This is a genomic window from Actinoplanes sp. KI2 (assembly GCF_025630775.1).
Lineage (GTDB): Bacteria > Actinomycetota > Actinomycetes > Mycobacteriales > Micromonosporaceae > Actinoplanes.
On record NZ_JAOSZE010000001.1, the window covers coordinates 253138 to 266615 of the forward strand.

Consider the following 13478-nt stretch of genomic DNA (forward strand, 5'->3'; position numbering starts at 1 on the left):
GCGATGAGCCGCTGGTGGCGGCTACTGTCCGTAGCCGGATGGGCGCACGGATCCGGCCAATGTATCCGAGAAATCCTCAGGAAGCCCCTTTCCAAGGGCCAGAATTCTCTCGGCTGATCGGGGGATGCGAAGCCCGGCCGCCGGCCCTTGTCGGGTGCGTTTCGATCCCGCTATGTCGGGCTCTAGCCGCAGCGCAGGCCGGTCCGGAGTCGGTTGGCTACGGCGAGGATGTTAACGGGACGACGGGCCTACGAAAAGCTACAAGATTCGCAATCGATAACGATTATGACTCGACCCGGTTGACGCAACGTAGTGATTCGATTGCGCAGAGGAATGGCAATAGCGCTCTGTAATGACGATTGAAGCGCAAATCGGGCTTTTCCCCGTAACCGGCCGGGGAAAAGCCCGAAAAAGGTCACAGTCGGGCGAGCGCCTTGCGCAGCGGGTCGAGACCGAGTGAGCCCAGATTGAGCGCGTCCTGATGGAACGCCTTCAGGTTGAAATCGGCGCCCTTGCGCTGTTTCGTCTCTTCTCGGGCCTGCATCCAGATTCGCTCGCCCACCTTGTACGACGGGGCCTGCCCGGGCCAGCCGAGGTACCGCCGCCACTCGAAGCGCAGTACCTCGTCGGCCATCCGGGTGTGCGCCCGGAGGAACTCCCACCCCAGCTGCGGGGTCCAGCGCTCGCCCGGGTGGAAGCCGAACGGGTTGTCCCGGGGGATCTCGTACTCCAGGTGCATACCGATGTCGACGATCACCCGGGCCGCACGCAGGGCCTGGCCGTCCAGCATGCCTAGCCGGTCGCCCGGGTCCTCGAGGTAGCCCAGCTCGTCCATCAGGCGCTCGGCGTACAGCGCCCAGCCCTCGCCGTGCCCGGAGCACCAGCAGAGCAGCCGGCGCCAGCGGTTGAGCAGATCGGAGCGCAGCATGGTCTGGCTGACCTGGAGGTGATGGCCGGGCGCGCCCTCGTGGTAGACCGTGGTGACCTCGCGCCAGGTGGAGAACTCGGTGATCCCCTCGGGCACGGCCCACCACATCCGGCCGGGGCGGGAGAAGTCCTCGCTCGGGCCGGTGTAGTAGATGCCGCCGTCGCTGGTCGGGGTGAGGCAGCATTCGATCTTGCGGGCTGGCGGCGCGATGTCGAAGTGCGTCCCGTTGAGCTCGCTGATCGCCTTGTCGGCCAGCTGCTGCATCCAGTCCCGGAACGCCTCCTTGCCCGGAATGCGCTTGGCCGGGTCGGCGTCGAGAGCGGCCACCGCCTCGTCGACCGTCGCGCCCGAGCCGGCGATCACCGCCGACACCCCGGCCATCTCCCGCTCGAGGCGGTGCAGCTCGGCGAACCCCCAGAGGTACGTCTCGTGCAGGTCGACCTTGGCGCCGAGGAAGTACTGCGACGCCAGCGCGTAGCGCTCCTCGCCGGCCGCCTCCTTCTCCCGGCCGACCGGGGCCAGCTCGTCGCGCAGGAACGCGGCGAAGTCGGCGGTGGCCGCGGTGGCCGCGGTGGCGCCACGCTCGAGCTCGCCGGCGAGCGCACCGCTCGCCGAGAGCCGGCGGGTCAGGCCGTGGAAGAAGTCGTCGCGGCCGGGGTCGGTCCAGGCGTCGCACTGCTCGGCGACGGCCAGCAGCTGGGCTCGGGCGCTGACCCGGCCGGCCGCGGCCTCCTCCCGGAGGGTCGCCTTGTACTGCTCCATCGCGGGGGCGAAGCCGTTGAGCCGGGCGGCAATGTTGGCGACCGCCTGCTCGCCCTCGGTGGGCATGATGTCGAAGACCCCGCGCATGCTGTGCAGGGCACTGGAGATCACGCTGACCGCGCTCTTGGTGTAGCCGGCGTCGTAGGTCGCCAGCTCCAGCCCGAGCCGCTCGATCATGGCGTCCTTGGCCACCTGCTCGGTCTCGTGCTCGGGCTCGGTGACGTCCAGCTCGTTGAGCGTGCGGCGGACCAGCTCGGCCTGGGCGTCGTAGCCGGCCGGGGACAGGTCGTCAATTTTGTCGTCGTGGCCGGCGATGCCGACATGGGTGGCGCCGAGCGGGCTCAGCTCGGCCCACTCCTCGACGTAACGGTCGGCGAGGTCGTCAATTCGTCCCACGTGGCGACCCTACGGGACGACCCGCGCGGCACGCCGCCCCGTTTACTTGTGTCCCGCGGTCCACTCCAGCAGCCGCTCCATCGGCCAGGTGTTGACCACCCGCTCGGCCGGCACCCCGCAGAGCGCGGCCCGCTCGCAGCCGTTGCGCAGCCAGTCCAGCTGGCCGGGGGCGTGCGCGTCGGTGTCGATGCTGAACAGGCACCCGGCCTCGACCGCCACGGTCAGCATCCGCTTCGGCGGGTCGAGCCGGTCCGGCCGCGAGTTGATCTCGATGGCCTTGCCGTGCTCGAGGCACGCCTCGATCACCTTCTCCAGGTCGAACGTGCTCGGCGGGCGGGTCCGGCCGGCCCGGTGCCCCCGGTCGCCCTCGCCGGCCGCGGCGACCTTGCGGCCGGTCATGTGGCCGAGGATGTCCAGGTGCGGATTGGCGATCGCGGCCAGCATCCGCCGGGTCATCCGCGGCGACTCGTCGCGCAGCTTGCTGTGCACGGACCCGACCACCACGTCGAGCCGGGCCAGCAGCTCGTCCTCCTGGTCGAGCGCGCCGTCCTCGAGGATGTCCACCTCGATCCCGGTGAGCACCCGGAAGCCCTCCGGCAGCGCGTCGTTGAGCTCGGCGACCCGGTCGAGCTGCCTGCGCAGTCGGGCCGGTGACAGCCCGTTGGCCACGGTGAGCCGGGGCGAGTGATCGGTGAGCACCAGGTACTCGTGGCCGAGCTCGACCGCGGCCAGCGCCATCTCCTCGATCGGCGAGCCGCCGTCCGACCAGTCCGAATGGGAGTGGCAGTCGCCGCGCAGCGCGTCCCGCAGCGCCGCCGCGGCGGCCGGCAGGTCGGTGCCCTCGGTCGAGCGCACCCGGCGCAGATAGACCGGTTCCTCGCCGGCCAGCGACTCGGCGACGCAGCGGGCGGTCACGTCGCCCACGCCGGGGAGCTTGGCCAGCGTGCCGGCGGCGGCGCGCTCGGACAGCTCCTCGGCCGGCAGCTTGGCGATCGCGGCGGCGGCCGAGCGGAACGCGCGTACCCGGTAGGTCGCCTCGTTCGCCCGCTCCAAATAGAAGGCGATGCGGCGCAGATCGTCGACCGGATCACGAGTAGCCATTGGTAGAGACTAAGGCGACTACGCTCGGCCCGTGCGGACCATCGACTGGGTGGACGGGGCCGTCGAGATCATCGATCAGACGGTGCTCCCCAAGGAAGTACGTGTCCTGCGCCTGCACACCGTGCCCGAGCTGGTCGCCGCGATCCAGTCACTGGCCGTGCGCGGCGCTCCGGCGCTCGGCGTGGCGGGCGCGTTCGGCGTGGCGCTGGCCGCGCGGGTGCACGCCGACGACCCGCGCGCGCTGGCCGCCGCGGTGCACCGGCTGGAGAACGCCCGGCCGACCGCGGTCAACCTCGCCCGCGGCGTCCATCGGGCCGCCGGGCTGCTGTCCCGCGGGCCGGAGGCGGTGCTCGCCGAGGCCTGCGCGATCCGGGACGAGGAGGCCGCGGCGTCGCAGGCGATGGCGGCCCGCGGCGCCGACCTGATGATCGACCTGTGCGGCCCGCGGCTGCGACTGTTGACCCACTGCAACACCGGCGGGCTCGCCGCGGTCACCCTCGGCACCGCGCTGGGCGTGGTCTACGAACTGCACCGCCGGGGCGCGCTGGCCGGGGTGATCGCCAGCGAGACCCGGCCGCTGCTGCAGGGCGCCCGGTTGACCGCCTGGGAGCTGTCCCAGTGGGGAGTGCCGCACCGGGTGGCGGTCGACTCGGCCGGGGCGTTCCTGATGGCCCGGGGCGAGGTGAACGGCGTGATCCTCGGCGCCGACCGGATCTGCGCGAACGGCGATGTGATCAACAAGATCGGCACGTACGCGCACGCGCTGGGCGCCCGCCGGGCCGGCCTGCCGTTCGTGGTGGTCGCCCCGGAGTCGACGGTGGACGTTGGCACCCCGAGCGGCGACGCCGTCCCGATCGAGGACCGCGGCGCCGCCGAGGTGACCCCCTGGTCGGACGCGGTGAACCCGGCCTTCGACGTGACCCCCCGCGACCTGGTCACCGCGATCGTCACCGACCGGCGGGTGATCCGCCTGGACCGCGGCGAGCGGATCTAGCGCTAGCTCTCCTTCGTCCAGGGCTTCAGCCAGGGCGTCGCCGGCCAGCCCTCGGCCGCGGCCATCAGCGGGTACGCCGTCGCGCCGTCCACCGACTCGCGGATGATGTCGGCGTGGCCGGCGTGCCGGGCCGTCTCCTGGATCAGGTGCAGCAGGATCCAGCGCACGTTCCAGTGGGTCAGGTCCTTGCGGTTCCACGGCACCGAGTGGTCGATCTCGATCCGGAAATCCAGGTCGCCCAGCTCGGTGATCGTCTTCTCGGTCTGCTCGGCTGCCCGGTCGTAGCGGGCGAACACGTCCTCGATCGTCTCGTCGTCGGCCAGCTTGAAGTTCGCCACGTACTGCTGGAAGTCCACCGACTGCGGCTCGCGCCGGATGGTGGCCAGCCAGTTCTCCTCGGTCGAGGCGCAGTGCTTGATGATGCCGCCGACACTGAGCTCGCTGGCCGAGGGCGTGGCGCGCAGCTGCTCGTCGGTGAGGCCGTAGGCGGTCAACCGGACCACGTACCGCATCTGGGCGAGATAGGCGAGCAGGCCCTCCTGCTCGTTGTTCACCGGGCCGACCTGACCGGGCATGTGTCTCTCCTAAGTCCGGGTGATTTCTCCGTCACCGATGACCCTAGGAAGCAATGCGGTCAGTTTCCGGCCGGATTGTCGTGACGCTGACACGATTTTCGGCGACCGCGGTGACCCAGCCGCCGCCGCGGCCCAGATCGAGCAGCCCGTCGGCCTCGGCCGGCAGCTCGGCCGGTGCGCCGCCGCGGGCCGGCCAGTGGCGGCGCAGCTCGGAGCCGGCCGCGACCAGCGGGGTGAGAAAGCGGACCGGGTCGGTGGCGAGCGCCGCGTCCATCCGCTCGAGGCCGTCGAGCAGGCCGCGCAGCACCTCCCGGACGGCGGTCGCGTTGCCGCCGCACATCGCCACGATCAGCTCGGCGCGGGTGGCGGCGACCCGGGTGCCGTCCCGGAACGAGCCGGCCGCCAGGGTGCCGGCCAGCGGGTTGCCCTCGAGCTGGCGGGCGAGCGCGCTGGCGAACAGGTGCGGCACGTGGCTGATCTGGGCGACGGCCCGGTCGTGCTCGGCCGCGGTGACCGGGACGACCCGGGCGCCCATCGCGGTGACCAGCGCGGCCAGGGTCAGCCAGTCGGCGAGATCGGTCTCGCCGGGCTCCAGGCAGAGCACCCAGGCGCAGCCGTCGAACAGGCCCGGCTCGGCCGCCGCGAAGCCGGACGTCTCCTTGCCGGCCATCGGGTGCCCGCCGACGAACCGCCGCAGGCCGTGCTTCGCGGCCAGCTCGCGCACCGGCCCCTTCACCGAGGTGACGTCGGTGATCAGGCCGTCGTACGCCGCCAGCTCGGCGAGGACATCGGGCAGGACCGGCAGCGGTACGGCGAGGGCCACGAGCTCGGCGCCGACGACCGCCTCGGCGACCGACCCGGCCACCGCCCAGCCCCGGTCGCGGGCCAGCTCGCGGGTCGCCGGATCGGCGTCGTAGCCGGTCACCCCGTGCCCGGCCGAGGCGAGCGCCTGCAGCAGCGACCCGCCGATGAGCCCGAGACCGATCACCGCCACGTCCACCCCGGAACTCTCCCACACCGCGTGCCGCTATCCGTACGCTCCGCCGGTTGTTTCGTCCGGGGCTCGCTACGCTGGCGGGACCAGTCGTGGCACGCGGAGGTGGGGCAGTGACCGAGAGGCAGCCGTCCTGGCCGGTGACACCGCCGCCCGGTTCCCCTCCGTACGGGATCGGTGGTCATGGGCGGCCCCCGTCGGGGCTCTTCCCCGGGCACTCCCACCCGATCTACCGCGAACCGCACCCGATCACCGCCGCCGCGGTGATGTCCGGGTTCGGCGCGACGCTGCTCTGGCTCGCGCTCTTCGGCGGGCTCGCGCACGACCTCGCGTCGTACGCGTGGTGGACGATCGTGGCGTCGGTCACGGCGTGGGCGATGGCGCTCGTGCTGACGGTGCTCGGCGACCGGGGTGTCGCGGTCGGGATCGCCCTGGCCAGTGGCCTCGGGCTGTCGATCGCGGTGGCCTTCGTCGGCGCGCGGTGGATCACCACGTACGACTGGCCTTTGTGGTGAATCACTCGGCTTGTCCGGCCACCGGATGTGCCGTCCTCGTCGCGGTCCGCACTAGGGCTTGACGTGTGACGTGGCGGTGGGCAATCTCGGCATCATGGCCTCCTCAACGCCACGGCTCGACCCCGATCGTCGCCGTCGCCGTTTGGAACTGCTAGCGGCCCTCGCCGATGCGAAAGCCCGCGAATCCACCCAGCCGCAGCGGCTGCGCGGGGCGCGTCTGCGGGAGCTCATCGCCGTTCGGCGTCGCCTGGCGAACTGACTTCCAACCCATTTGGGGGCGTGGCGCGCCGCGCCCGCCGTTCTTCCGGATACCGTCACTCGCTGAAGACAAAAGTCGCGTTGGGGGAGATCTTGTCGACTTTCGCTGCCGCCGTCGCACGGGGCAAGAACGGGTGGACGGCGTCCGAGCTGGACCTGGCCGGCCTCGCCGACATCGACGAGGTGGTGGACGCGCTCCGCGACGTCGAGCCGGACGCCGACGTGGCGCTGCTCTTCGTCGAGAGCGACGACCAGTACCTTGCGGTCCTGCGCCTGGACGAGGGCGAGGACCTTCGGGTGTTCGGTTCGGACTCGGCGTTCGTCGAGGAGTCGCGGATCGGGGCGGTGCTGCTCGGCGAGATCGAGGCGCCGGCGCTCGAGATCGACGAGCTGACCGCGGGCTCGGCCGAGGAGGACGGCGACCGGCCGTCGACCGATCCGGACGCCGACCCGGTCGGCGACGCGGATCTGCTGGGCGACCTCGGGATCGGCTCGCACCGGCTGCTGGGCCTCTGCGGTCAGGAGGGCATGCTGCCCTCCGACGTGACCGCCGAGATCTGCCAGCGGATCGGCTGCGGCGACGAGGTGGAAGAGCTGCGCGAGGCGTGAGCGAGCGCACCGGCCGCGAGTGGGACGCCCGGCGGGACGCCGCCGCGAGGGCCACGAGTCCACGGCGGGCGGGCTCGGCATGAGCGTCGGGCCCTCGCCGCAGCGTGAAGGCTGGATGCGGCGGGCGATCGAGGTCGCTTCGGCGTATCCGGACGACGTGCCGGTCGGGGCGGTCGTCTACGGCCCGGACGGGGCCGAGCTGGCCGCCGCCGGCAACGAGCGGGAGGCGACCGGCGATCCGACCGGGCACGCCGAGATCCTGGCGCTGCGGCGGGCCGCGGTCCTCACCGGGAGCTGGCGACTCGAGGGCTGCACCCTGGTGGTCACCCTGGAGCCGTGCACGATGTGTGCGGGCGCGCTGGTGCTGGCCCGGGTGTCGACGCTCGTCTTCGGGGCGTGGGAGCCGAAGACGGGCGCGGTCGGGTCGCTCTGGGACGTGGTGCGCGACCGTCGGCTCAATCACCGGCCGGCGGTCTACTCCGGTGTGCTCGAGGCGGAGTGCGCGGCGCTCGTGCGGAACTTCTTCCGCTAGCGGGACGGCGCGGTGGTGCCGCCGCTGCGGTTGGCGGAGCTTTCACCCGTACGGGCAAAGGGACCGCGGCGTCACTCAGGGTGACGCCGCGGCAGTGCGCTCAGGACGCGCCGGAGATCGCGGTCTCGAGTCCGATCCGCACCATGTCGCCGAAGCCCTGCTCCCGCTGGGCCGAGTCCATCTTGTCGCCGGTCTTGATGTGATCGCTCACAGTGAGGATGGTCAGCGCCTTGGCGCCGTAACGCGCCGCAATCGTGTAGATCGCCGCGGACTCCATCTCGACCGCGAGGACGCCGTAGTCGGCGAGCGAGTCGTAGAGATCGGGACGGTCGGTGTAGAACGCGTCGGCGGCCAGGATCGGGCCGACCCGCATCGTCGTGCCGCGCCGCTCGGCCACCTCCACCGCGGTGCGCAGCAGGCCGAAGTCGGCGACCGGGGCGTAGTCGATCAGGCCGTCGAAGCGGGCGCGGTTCATGTTGGAGTCGGTCGCCGAGCCGATCGCCGCGATCACGTCGCCGAGCTTCAGGTCCATCGCCAGCGCGCCGCACGAGCCGATCCGGATCACCGACTGCACGCCGTACTCGTTGATCAGCTCGTGGGTGTAGATCGACGCCGACGGCATGCCCATGCCCGAGCCCTGCACCGACACCCGGACGCCCTGGTACGTGCCGGTGAAGCCGAGCATGCCGCGGACCTGCGTGTAGCACTTCGCGTCCTGCAGAAAGGTCTCGGCGATCCATTTCGCCCGCATCGGGTCGCCGGGGAGCAGCACCCGCTCGGCGATGTCGCCCGGCTGCCCGCCGATGTGCACGCTCATGCTTCGTGCTCCTCTGCTCGCTTGGTCATGCCGTCGATCCTGCCAGGTCAGGGCCGTTCGAATGGGCAATGGGTAGCCCGGCGGCAGAGCCGGTCGAGCGTCCGGTAACCTACTTCGCGGTGGTGTGTCCGAGCGGCCTAAGGAGCACGCCTCGAAAGCGTGTGAGGGTGCAAGCCCTCCAAGGGTTCAAATCCCTTCACCACCGCTCCAAGCAGCAAGAGGGCCCGGGACTCCGGGCCTTTTTGCGTTGCTGGGTCTCTCGCTCGGTCCCATTGGCCCAGGGCGGATCGGGCATTCAGCGCGATTTGGCCTAATGCGCAGCCGGTCGGCCGTACCTTAGGCACATGTTTGAGCTGGCGTCGTGCCCGCGGACGCTGCCCAAATGGTTCTGGCCGGTGGTGGATCTGGCGATGGCCTGCGCCCTCTTCTCCGCCCTGATGATCGACTGGTGGCTGGCGGTCCGCGGGTTTCCGGGCTGGGCGGATACGGTGCTCGCGGTCGTCCTGGCCGTGACCGGCGGTGTCGCGTACCGCTGGCCACGGGCGGCGCTGTGCGTGGCGCTCGCCGGCTGCGGCGTCGCCATGTTTGCCGGGCACCCGAGCTGGCCGCAGGGCCTCGTGGTGCTGGTGGCGCTGTTCTACGTGGGCCGGCGCCGCCCTACCCGGGAAGCATTCTGGATCACGCTGGGCACCATCGTGGTCGCGGTGCTGCTGTCGCTGCGCTTCACGTGGTTCCCCCACCCGCTGGCGCCGGCCTTGACGTGGACGAGTTGGTGCCTGGCCGCCGCCGCCTGCGGGTCGGCCGCTCAGAACTATCACCTGTTCCTGGTGAGCTCGGCGGCCGAGAAGGATGCGGAGCTCGCCGAGCAGCGCCGAGCCGGCCGTCAGATGCTCACGGAGGAGCGGCTGCGCATCGCCCGGGAGCTGCATGACACCGTGGGCCACAGCCTCACCATGATCAGTGTGCAGTCCGGAGTGGCCGCCCACGTTCTGGACAGCGATCCCGCCGCGGTCCGCTTCGCCTTGGAGCGCATCCGCGAGTCCAGCTCGGCCGCGCTCAACGAGATCCGTACGACGTTGGGGCTGCTGCGTGGCGATGAAGAGGTCGGCCCGGCGATGAGATCGGATGAGCAGGACCTGCGCCTGCTCGTTGAGAGTGCGCGATCGGGCGGGCTGCCGGTCGAGCTGGAGGTCACCGGCGACCGGCGCGAGCTGCCGGTCGTCGTCGGCGTGGCGCTCTATCGGCTGACTCAGGAGTGCCTGACGAACGTGGCCCGCCACGCCCGGCACGTGACCCGGGCCACCGTCGATCTCACGTTCGAGCCGGGGCAGGTCGGGTTGGAGGTCGTCAACGATGGCGATCCGATCGATCCGGCCGTCGTGCAGGCGGGCACGGCCGCCGGGAACGGCATTGCCGGGATGCGTGAACGACTGTTCGCGCTGGGCGGGTCGCTGACCGCCGCGCCGGTGCATGAGGGCGGCTTCCGGGTGACCGCAACGATGCCGACGGAGGTGCCGAGATGACGCTGCGTGTACTGATCGTCGACGACCAGGAGCTGATCCGGGTCGGATTCCGGGTGCTGATCGACAGCGCGGCGGACATGTCGACGGTGGGCGAGGCGGCGGACGGGGTGGTTGCCATCGCGGAGGCCATGCGGCTGCGGCCGGACGTGGTGCTCATGGACATCCGGATGCCGGTCATGGACGGCATCGAGGCCACCCGGCGGATCTGCGCCGAGCCGGAGCTGGCCGGGGTGCGGGTGCTCGTCCTGACCACGTTCGGCGACGACGAGAACGTGTTCGCCGCGCTGCGAGCCGGAGCGAGCGGCTTCCTGCTCAAGGACGCGCGCCCGGCTGACCTGCTGGCCGCCGTGCGTACCGTCGCGGCGGGCGAGAGCCTGCTGTCGCCGCGGGTGACGAGCGTGCTCATCGAGCGGTTCCTGGCCGAGCGGGAGCCACGCGGGCCGGCGGTGGGAACCGTGGCCCAGCTCACCGACCGGGAGCGCGAGGTGCTGACGCTGGTCGCCCGGGGGCGTAGCAACGAGGAGTTGGCGGCCGAGCTGGTGATCAGCCCGCTGACGGCGAAGACGCACGTGAGCCACATCCGCACCAAGCTCGGCGCCCATGACCGGGCGCAGCTCGTGATGCTCGCCTACGAGTCGGGCCTGGTGCACCCCGGCGCGTGAGTACTCCCGCAGGAGTACGTCAGGTGTCAACCCTCGGGCGATATTGCAAATCCGAACTAAGCCGACTGTGGGAGTGCAGTCCGGGTCGTACTGCCCGCCACAAATGAAGTGACCGATGGAGTATGTGATGACTGATCGGCCTCGTGTCCTCTGCGTCGACGACGAACACGATGTTCTGACCGAGCTGGAACGCGTCCTGCGCACCGACTACCGGGTGGTGTGCACGACCGATCCGGAAGCTGCGTTGACGTTGTTGGCCGAGGCCGGCGCCGACGACCCCATCTCGGTGGTCATCGCGGGGATGCGGATGAGCGCGATGACCGGCGTCGCGATGCTGGCCAAGGCGTACGCCCTGGCACCGGCCACCACGCGGATCATCACGGCCGGCTACGCCGACGGCGTCGGCGCGGTCGGCGCGATCAACCAGGCGCACGTCTTCGAGTTCCTGCTGTGGCCCTGCCCGCCGGAGAACCTGCGGGCCGCCGTCGCGGCGGCCGCCGAACAGCACCGGCTCACCCATGCCGAGCAGCAACGTGCCGGGCGCACCCTCGACGGCAGCATTGCCACGCTGCTGGCCGTCCTCGCCCAGACCCAGCCCGAGTTGGTCGCCCGGGCGCATCGGATGCGTCGCATCGCCGCGCGGGTGTGCGCAATCCTTGCCCTGCCGGATGCGTGGCAGGTGGAGGCCGCCGCCCAGCTGACCATCGCGGGAGTGAGCACGGTGCCGCAGACCGCCGCCGCCGCGGTGATCGAAGGCATTCCTCGCAGCGACCGCGACCAGCAGGTCCTCGACTCCATGTTCCAGCAGGCCGCCGCGGTGCTCGCGCACATACCGGATCTGGCCCCGGTGCGGACCATCATCCAGCACCAACGACCCACCGACCGGCAGCCGGCACGGCCGCTGGCGGTGCACGCGCCGCCCGGGGCGAGGGTGTTGCAGGCGGTCCGCGAATATGACGCGCTCACCCACCGAGGCATCCCGGCCGACCAGGCCCTGGCCACCCTCGCCGAGCGTGGCACGCACGAGCCGGCGGTGATCGAGGCGCTCGCCGCGTTCACCGAAGCGCAGCTGCCGAATCTCGATCCGGCGCCGCGACCGCGAATGATCGACCAGGCACTGAGCAGCTACGCGAACTGCGACCGGGCCTTTCCGCCGAGGTACGGCACATTCAGGTTCGACGACAGGCACCTCGACGCCGTCGCCTGAACCGCTGAGCGGCCTCCGGCTTGACCCCTCGCGGACGGGAGGCGCCGCAGGTCATGGGCGGTGCGAAACCGTCACGCATCGTGGTGACCAACGGTGGACGGCAACGCCGCCCGGGTATTCAAAATCCCTTCACACCCCATCAAGTCCGGCGGCTCCGATGGAGTTGGGCTTGCTATGGCCCCGGCGGCCGCTTTGTCCGTGCTTTCAGTTACCGGAAAGAGTTACGCTCCGTGCGGAAAGAGCCGTCGTCCGTACGTCTGTCGGGCCTCCGCCGTTCGGGTGTTCTCCATGATCAGATGTCGTGTACGTAACGCCGCCGTTTCGCCCTTCGATGGGCCAACTGGCTAGCTGGGTCGATTACTAACGGTCACGGACGGGCGACGGCCCTAATACCGGCGCTGTTGCGCAAGTCACGTAGGCAAAAACCACCGGATCAGACAATGTGGTGCAACCGGCTGGTGAGAACTTTTCGCAAGGTTGCCCCTAGGCCGATGTCCGATAACTGTCCTAGATTTGACATGTGAGAGTTGAGCATCACTGGTGGAATGGTGACGTCCGGATCGCACGCCGTGACGTCTTCGTGCGCACCGACGGCAGCGTCTGGGAAGTCGAAGCTCAGATGGGCGGGCCAGACGGCAAGTCGAAGGTGCAGAGTTGTCCAGGACGTGCATCTGCGATGATCCTGGCGGACGCGTGGCGCGGGCCACGCTGGCAGTGGCGCGAGATCTAAAGCGCCTTGGGCCGGCTGCGCCGCCTGCTTGACCTCATCGGCCAGCCGAGATTTTCCTACGGGCCGGACCCTTTCGGGGGTCCGGCCCGTACGCGTTCGGCGCTTTCGAGGTCCGGCCCGCACGCATCGGGTCCGGCGCGTACGCGGTGGGCCGGTGAATCGGACCGCTTGTCCGGCAGGGAGCACTTGTCCGGATTTAACGTTTCATCCCATGCAGGTCATTGTCACCGACCACCGCTGCGACATCGCGGTGCTGCATCTCAGGGGCGAGCTCGACGCCGACACCGCCGGCGCCCTGCGAGCGACTCTGGCCGATCTGCTGGAACGCCCGGTTCCCCGGATCGTCGTCGACCTCACCGACCTCAAGTTCTGCGACTCGGTCGGGCTGAGCGCCTTCATCACGAGCAAGCAGGTGATCACGGCGCGGGGCGGGTGGCTGAGCTTCGCCGGCGCGAACCGGTTCCTGGTGCGGCTGCTCGAGACGGTGGGGCTGAGCAAGTATTTCGCGATCTTCCCGGACGTGGACGACGCGATCGCCGCCGGGCAGCTCTGATGCGGAAATGAACAGGGCCGGAACCCACGCGGGGTCCGGCCCTGTTCATTCGACTGGCGGAGGATACGAGATTCGAACTCGTGAGGGTGTTAACCCAACACGCTTTCCAAGCGTGCGCCCTAGGCCTCTAGGCGAATCCTCCGTCGGTCAGGATACAGACATCTGTGCCGCGACGTACGTGTGGGTCGGCGCTTGCTGGATCTCGGGGGCGGGTAGGCTCTGGGGCAGCCCCTCGTGCGGCGTGTATCTCGTGAACCTCCCCAGGGCCGGAAGGCAGCAAGGATAAGCGGGCTCTGACGGGTGCACGGGGGGTCCTTGTTTT

Annotated in this window: 13 protein-coding genes, 2 tRNA genes and 1 other RNA gene; 10 read left to right on the forward strand and 6 right to left on the reverse strand. The window is 70.4% G+C overall.

Annotated elements, in window-relative coordinates; translation table 11 throughout:
• Nucleotides 1–415 precede the first annotated feature (415 nt).
• Nucleotides 416–2086, reverse strand: a complete 1671-nt coding sequence (locus ODJ79_RS01140) for a DUF885 domain-containing protein (protein WP_263021367.1) — start codon at nt 2084–2086, stop codon at nt 416–418.
• Between the two features lie 42 nt (nt 2087–2128).
• Nucleotides 2129–3187, reverse strand: a complete 1059-nt coding sequence (locus ODJ79_RS01145) for a PHP domain-containing protein (RefSeq protein ID WP_263021368.1) — start codon at nt 3185–3187, stop codon at nt 2129–2131.
• A gap of 31 nt (nt 3188–3218) precedes the next feature.
• Here ODJ79_RS01145 and mtnA point away from each other — a divergent pair, with 31 nt between their 5' ends.
• Nucleotides 3219–4181, forward strand: a complete 963-nt coding sequence (gene mtnA, locus ODJ79_RS01150) for an S-methyl-5-thioribose-1-phosphate isomerase (protein ID WP_263021369.1) — start codon at nt 3219–3221, stop codon at nt 4179–4181.
• Between the two features lie 2 nt (nt 4182–4183).
• On the opposite strand, the gene ODJ79_RS01155 is transcribed toward mtnA, so the two are convergent.
• Both ODJ79_RS01155 and ODJ79_RS01160 read right to left on the reverse strand, forming a co-directional pair.
• Nucleotides 4184–4756: a DinB family protein gene (locus tag ODJ79_RS01155; protein ID WP_263021370.1), complete on the reverse strand. Its 573-nt coding sequence runs from the start codon at nt 4754–4756 to the stop codon at nt 4184–4186.
• Nucleotides 4757–4799: 43 nt separating this feature from the next.
• Nucleotides 4800–5774, reverse strand: a complete 975-nt coding sequence (locus ODJ79_RS01160; RefSeq protein ID WP_263021371.1) for a prephenate dehydrogenase — start codon at nt 5772–5774, stop codon at nt 4800–4802.
• An 89-nt stretch (nt 5775–5863) separates the two neighbouring features.
• Here ODJ79_RS01160 and ODJ79_RS01165 point away from each other — a divergent pair, with 89 nt between their 5' ends.
• From ODJ79_RS01165 to ODJ79_RS01175, 3 genes are all read left to right on the forward strand, one after another.
• Entirely contained in the window at nt 5864–6265 is a 402-nt protein-coding gene (locus ODJ79_RS01165; RefSeq protein WP_263021372.1) for a hypothetical protein, read from the forward strand.
• Nucleotides 6266–6616: 351 nt separating this feature from the next.
• The gene (locus tag ODJ79_RS01170) at nt 6617–7132 is read left to right on the forward strand and encodes a tRNA adenosine deaminase-associated protein (protein ID WP_263021373.1); all 516 of its coding nucleotides are present in this window, start codon (nt 6617–6619) and stop codon (nt 7130–7132) included.
• Between the two features lie 79 nt (nt 7133–7211).
• Entirely contained in the window at nt 7212–7664 is a 453-nt protein-coding gene (locus ODJ79_RS01175; RefSeq protein ID WP_317620622.1) for a nucleoside deaminase, read from the forward strand.
• A gap of 100 nt (nt 7665–7764) precedes the next feature.
• On the opposite strand, the gene deoD is transcribed toward ODJ79_RS01175, so the two are convergent.
• A complete protein-coding gene (deoD, locus tag ODJ79_RS01180) occupies nt 7765–8481 on the reverse strand; it encodes a purine-nucleoside phosphorylase (RefSeq protein WP_263021374.1) in 717 nt (238 codons plus the stop codon).
• Nucleotides 8482–8599: 118 nt separating this feature from the next.
• On the opposite strand from deoD, the gene ODJ79_RS01185 reads away from it, so the two are divergent.
• The 5 genes from ODJ79_RS01185 to ODJ79_RS01205 all read left to right on the forward strand — a co-directional run bounded on the left by ODJ79_RS01185 (nt 8600) and on the right by ODJ79_RS01205 (nt 13156).
• Nucleotides 8600–8686 (forward strand) — tRNA-Ser (locus ODJ79_RS01185).
• A 139-nt stretch (nt 8687–8825) separates the two neighbouring features.
• Nucleotides 8826–10004, forward strand: a complete 1179-nt coding sequence (locus tag ODJ79_RS01190) for a sensor histidine kinase (RefSeq protein ID WP_263021375.1) — start codon at nt 8826–8828, stop codon at nt 10002–10004.
• Nucleotides 10001–10666, forward strand: a complete 666-nt coding sequence (locus tag ODJ79_RS01195) for a response regulator (RefSeq protein WP_263021376.1) — start codon at nt 10001–10003, stop codon at nt 10664–10666. The genes ODJ79_RS01190 and ODJ79_RS01195 overlap by 4 nt, the downstream gene beginning before the upstream one ends.
• A 127-nt stretch (nt 10667–10793) precedes the next feature.
• Entirely contained in the window at nt 10794–11873 is a 1080-nt protein-coding gene (locus tag ODJ79_RS01200) for an HD domain-containing phosphohydrolase (RefSeq protein WP_263021377.1), read from the forward strand.
• A 941-nt stretch (nt 11874–12814) separates the two neighbouring features.
• Nucleotides 12815–13156 carry an STAS domain-containing protein gene (locus ODJ79_RS01205; protein WP_263021378.1) on the forward strand — a complete coding sequence of 114 codons (342 nt, stop codon included), beginning with the start codon at nt 12815–12817 and terminating at the stop codon, nt 13154–13156.
• A 54-nt stretch (nt 13157–13210) separates the two neighbouring features.
• Here the strand turns inward: ODJ79_RS01205 and ODJ79_RS01210 are convergent.
• Nucleotides 13211–13298, reverse strand: a tRNA-Ser gene (locus tag ODJ79_RS01210).
• Between the two features lie 81 nt (nt 13299–13379).
• On the opposite strand from ODJ79_RS01210, the gene ffs reads away from it, so the two are divergent.
• An RNA gene (ffs, locus tag ODJ79_RS01215) (signal recognition particle sRNA small type) lies at nt 13380–13476 on the forward strand.
• Nucleotides 13477–13478: the final 2 nt, after the last annotated feature.

What these genes read in the sequence shown, in the direction of transcription:
- ODJ79_RS01145 (WP_263021368.1), bottom strand. Translation starts at nt 3,187, where the DNA reads ATGGCTACTCGTGATCCGGTCGACGATCTGCGCCGCATCGCCTTCTAT.
- ODJ79_RS01155 (WP_263021370.1), bottom strand. Translation starts at nt 4,756, where the DNA reads ATGCCCGGTCAGGTCGGCCCGGTGAACAACGAGCAGGAGGGCCTGCTC.
- ODJ79_RS01175 (WP_317620622.1), top strand. Translation starts at nt 7,212, where the DNA reads ATGAGCGTCGGGCCCTCGCCGCAGCGTGAAGGCTGGATGCGGCGGGCG.
- deoD (WP_263021374.1), bottom strand. Translation starts at nt 8,481, where the DNA reads ATGAGCGTGCACATCGGCGGGCAGCCGGGCGACATCGCCGAGCGGGTG.
- ODJ79_RS01190 (WP_263021375.1), top strand. Translation starts at nt 8,826, where the DNA reads ATGTTTGAGCTGGCGTCGTGCCCGCGGACGCTGCCCAAATGGTTCTGG.
- ODJ79_RS01195 (WP_263021376.1), top strand. Translation starts at nt 10,001, where the DNA reads ATGACGCTGCGTGTACTGATCGTCGACGACCAGGAGCTGATCCGGGTC.
- ODJ79_RS01200 (WP_263021377.1), top strand. Translation starts at nt 10,794, where the DNA reads ATGACTGATCGGCCTCGTGTCCTCTGCGTCGACGACGAACACGATGTT.
- ODJ79_RS01205 (WP_263021378.1), top strand. Translation starts at nt 12,815, where the DNA reads ATGCAGGTCATTGTCACCGACCACCGCTGCGACATCGCGGTGCTGCAT.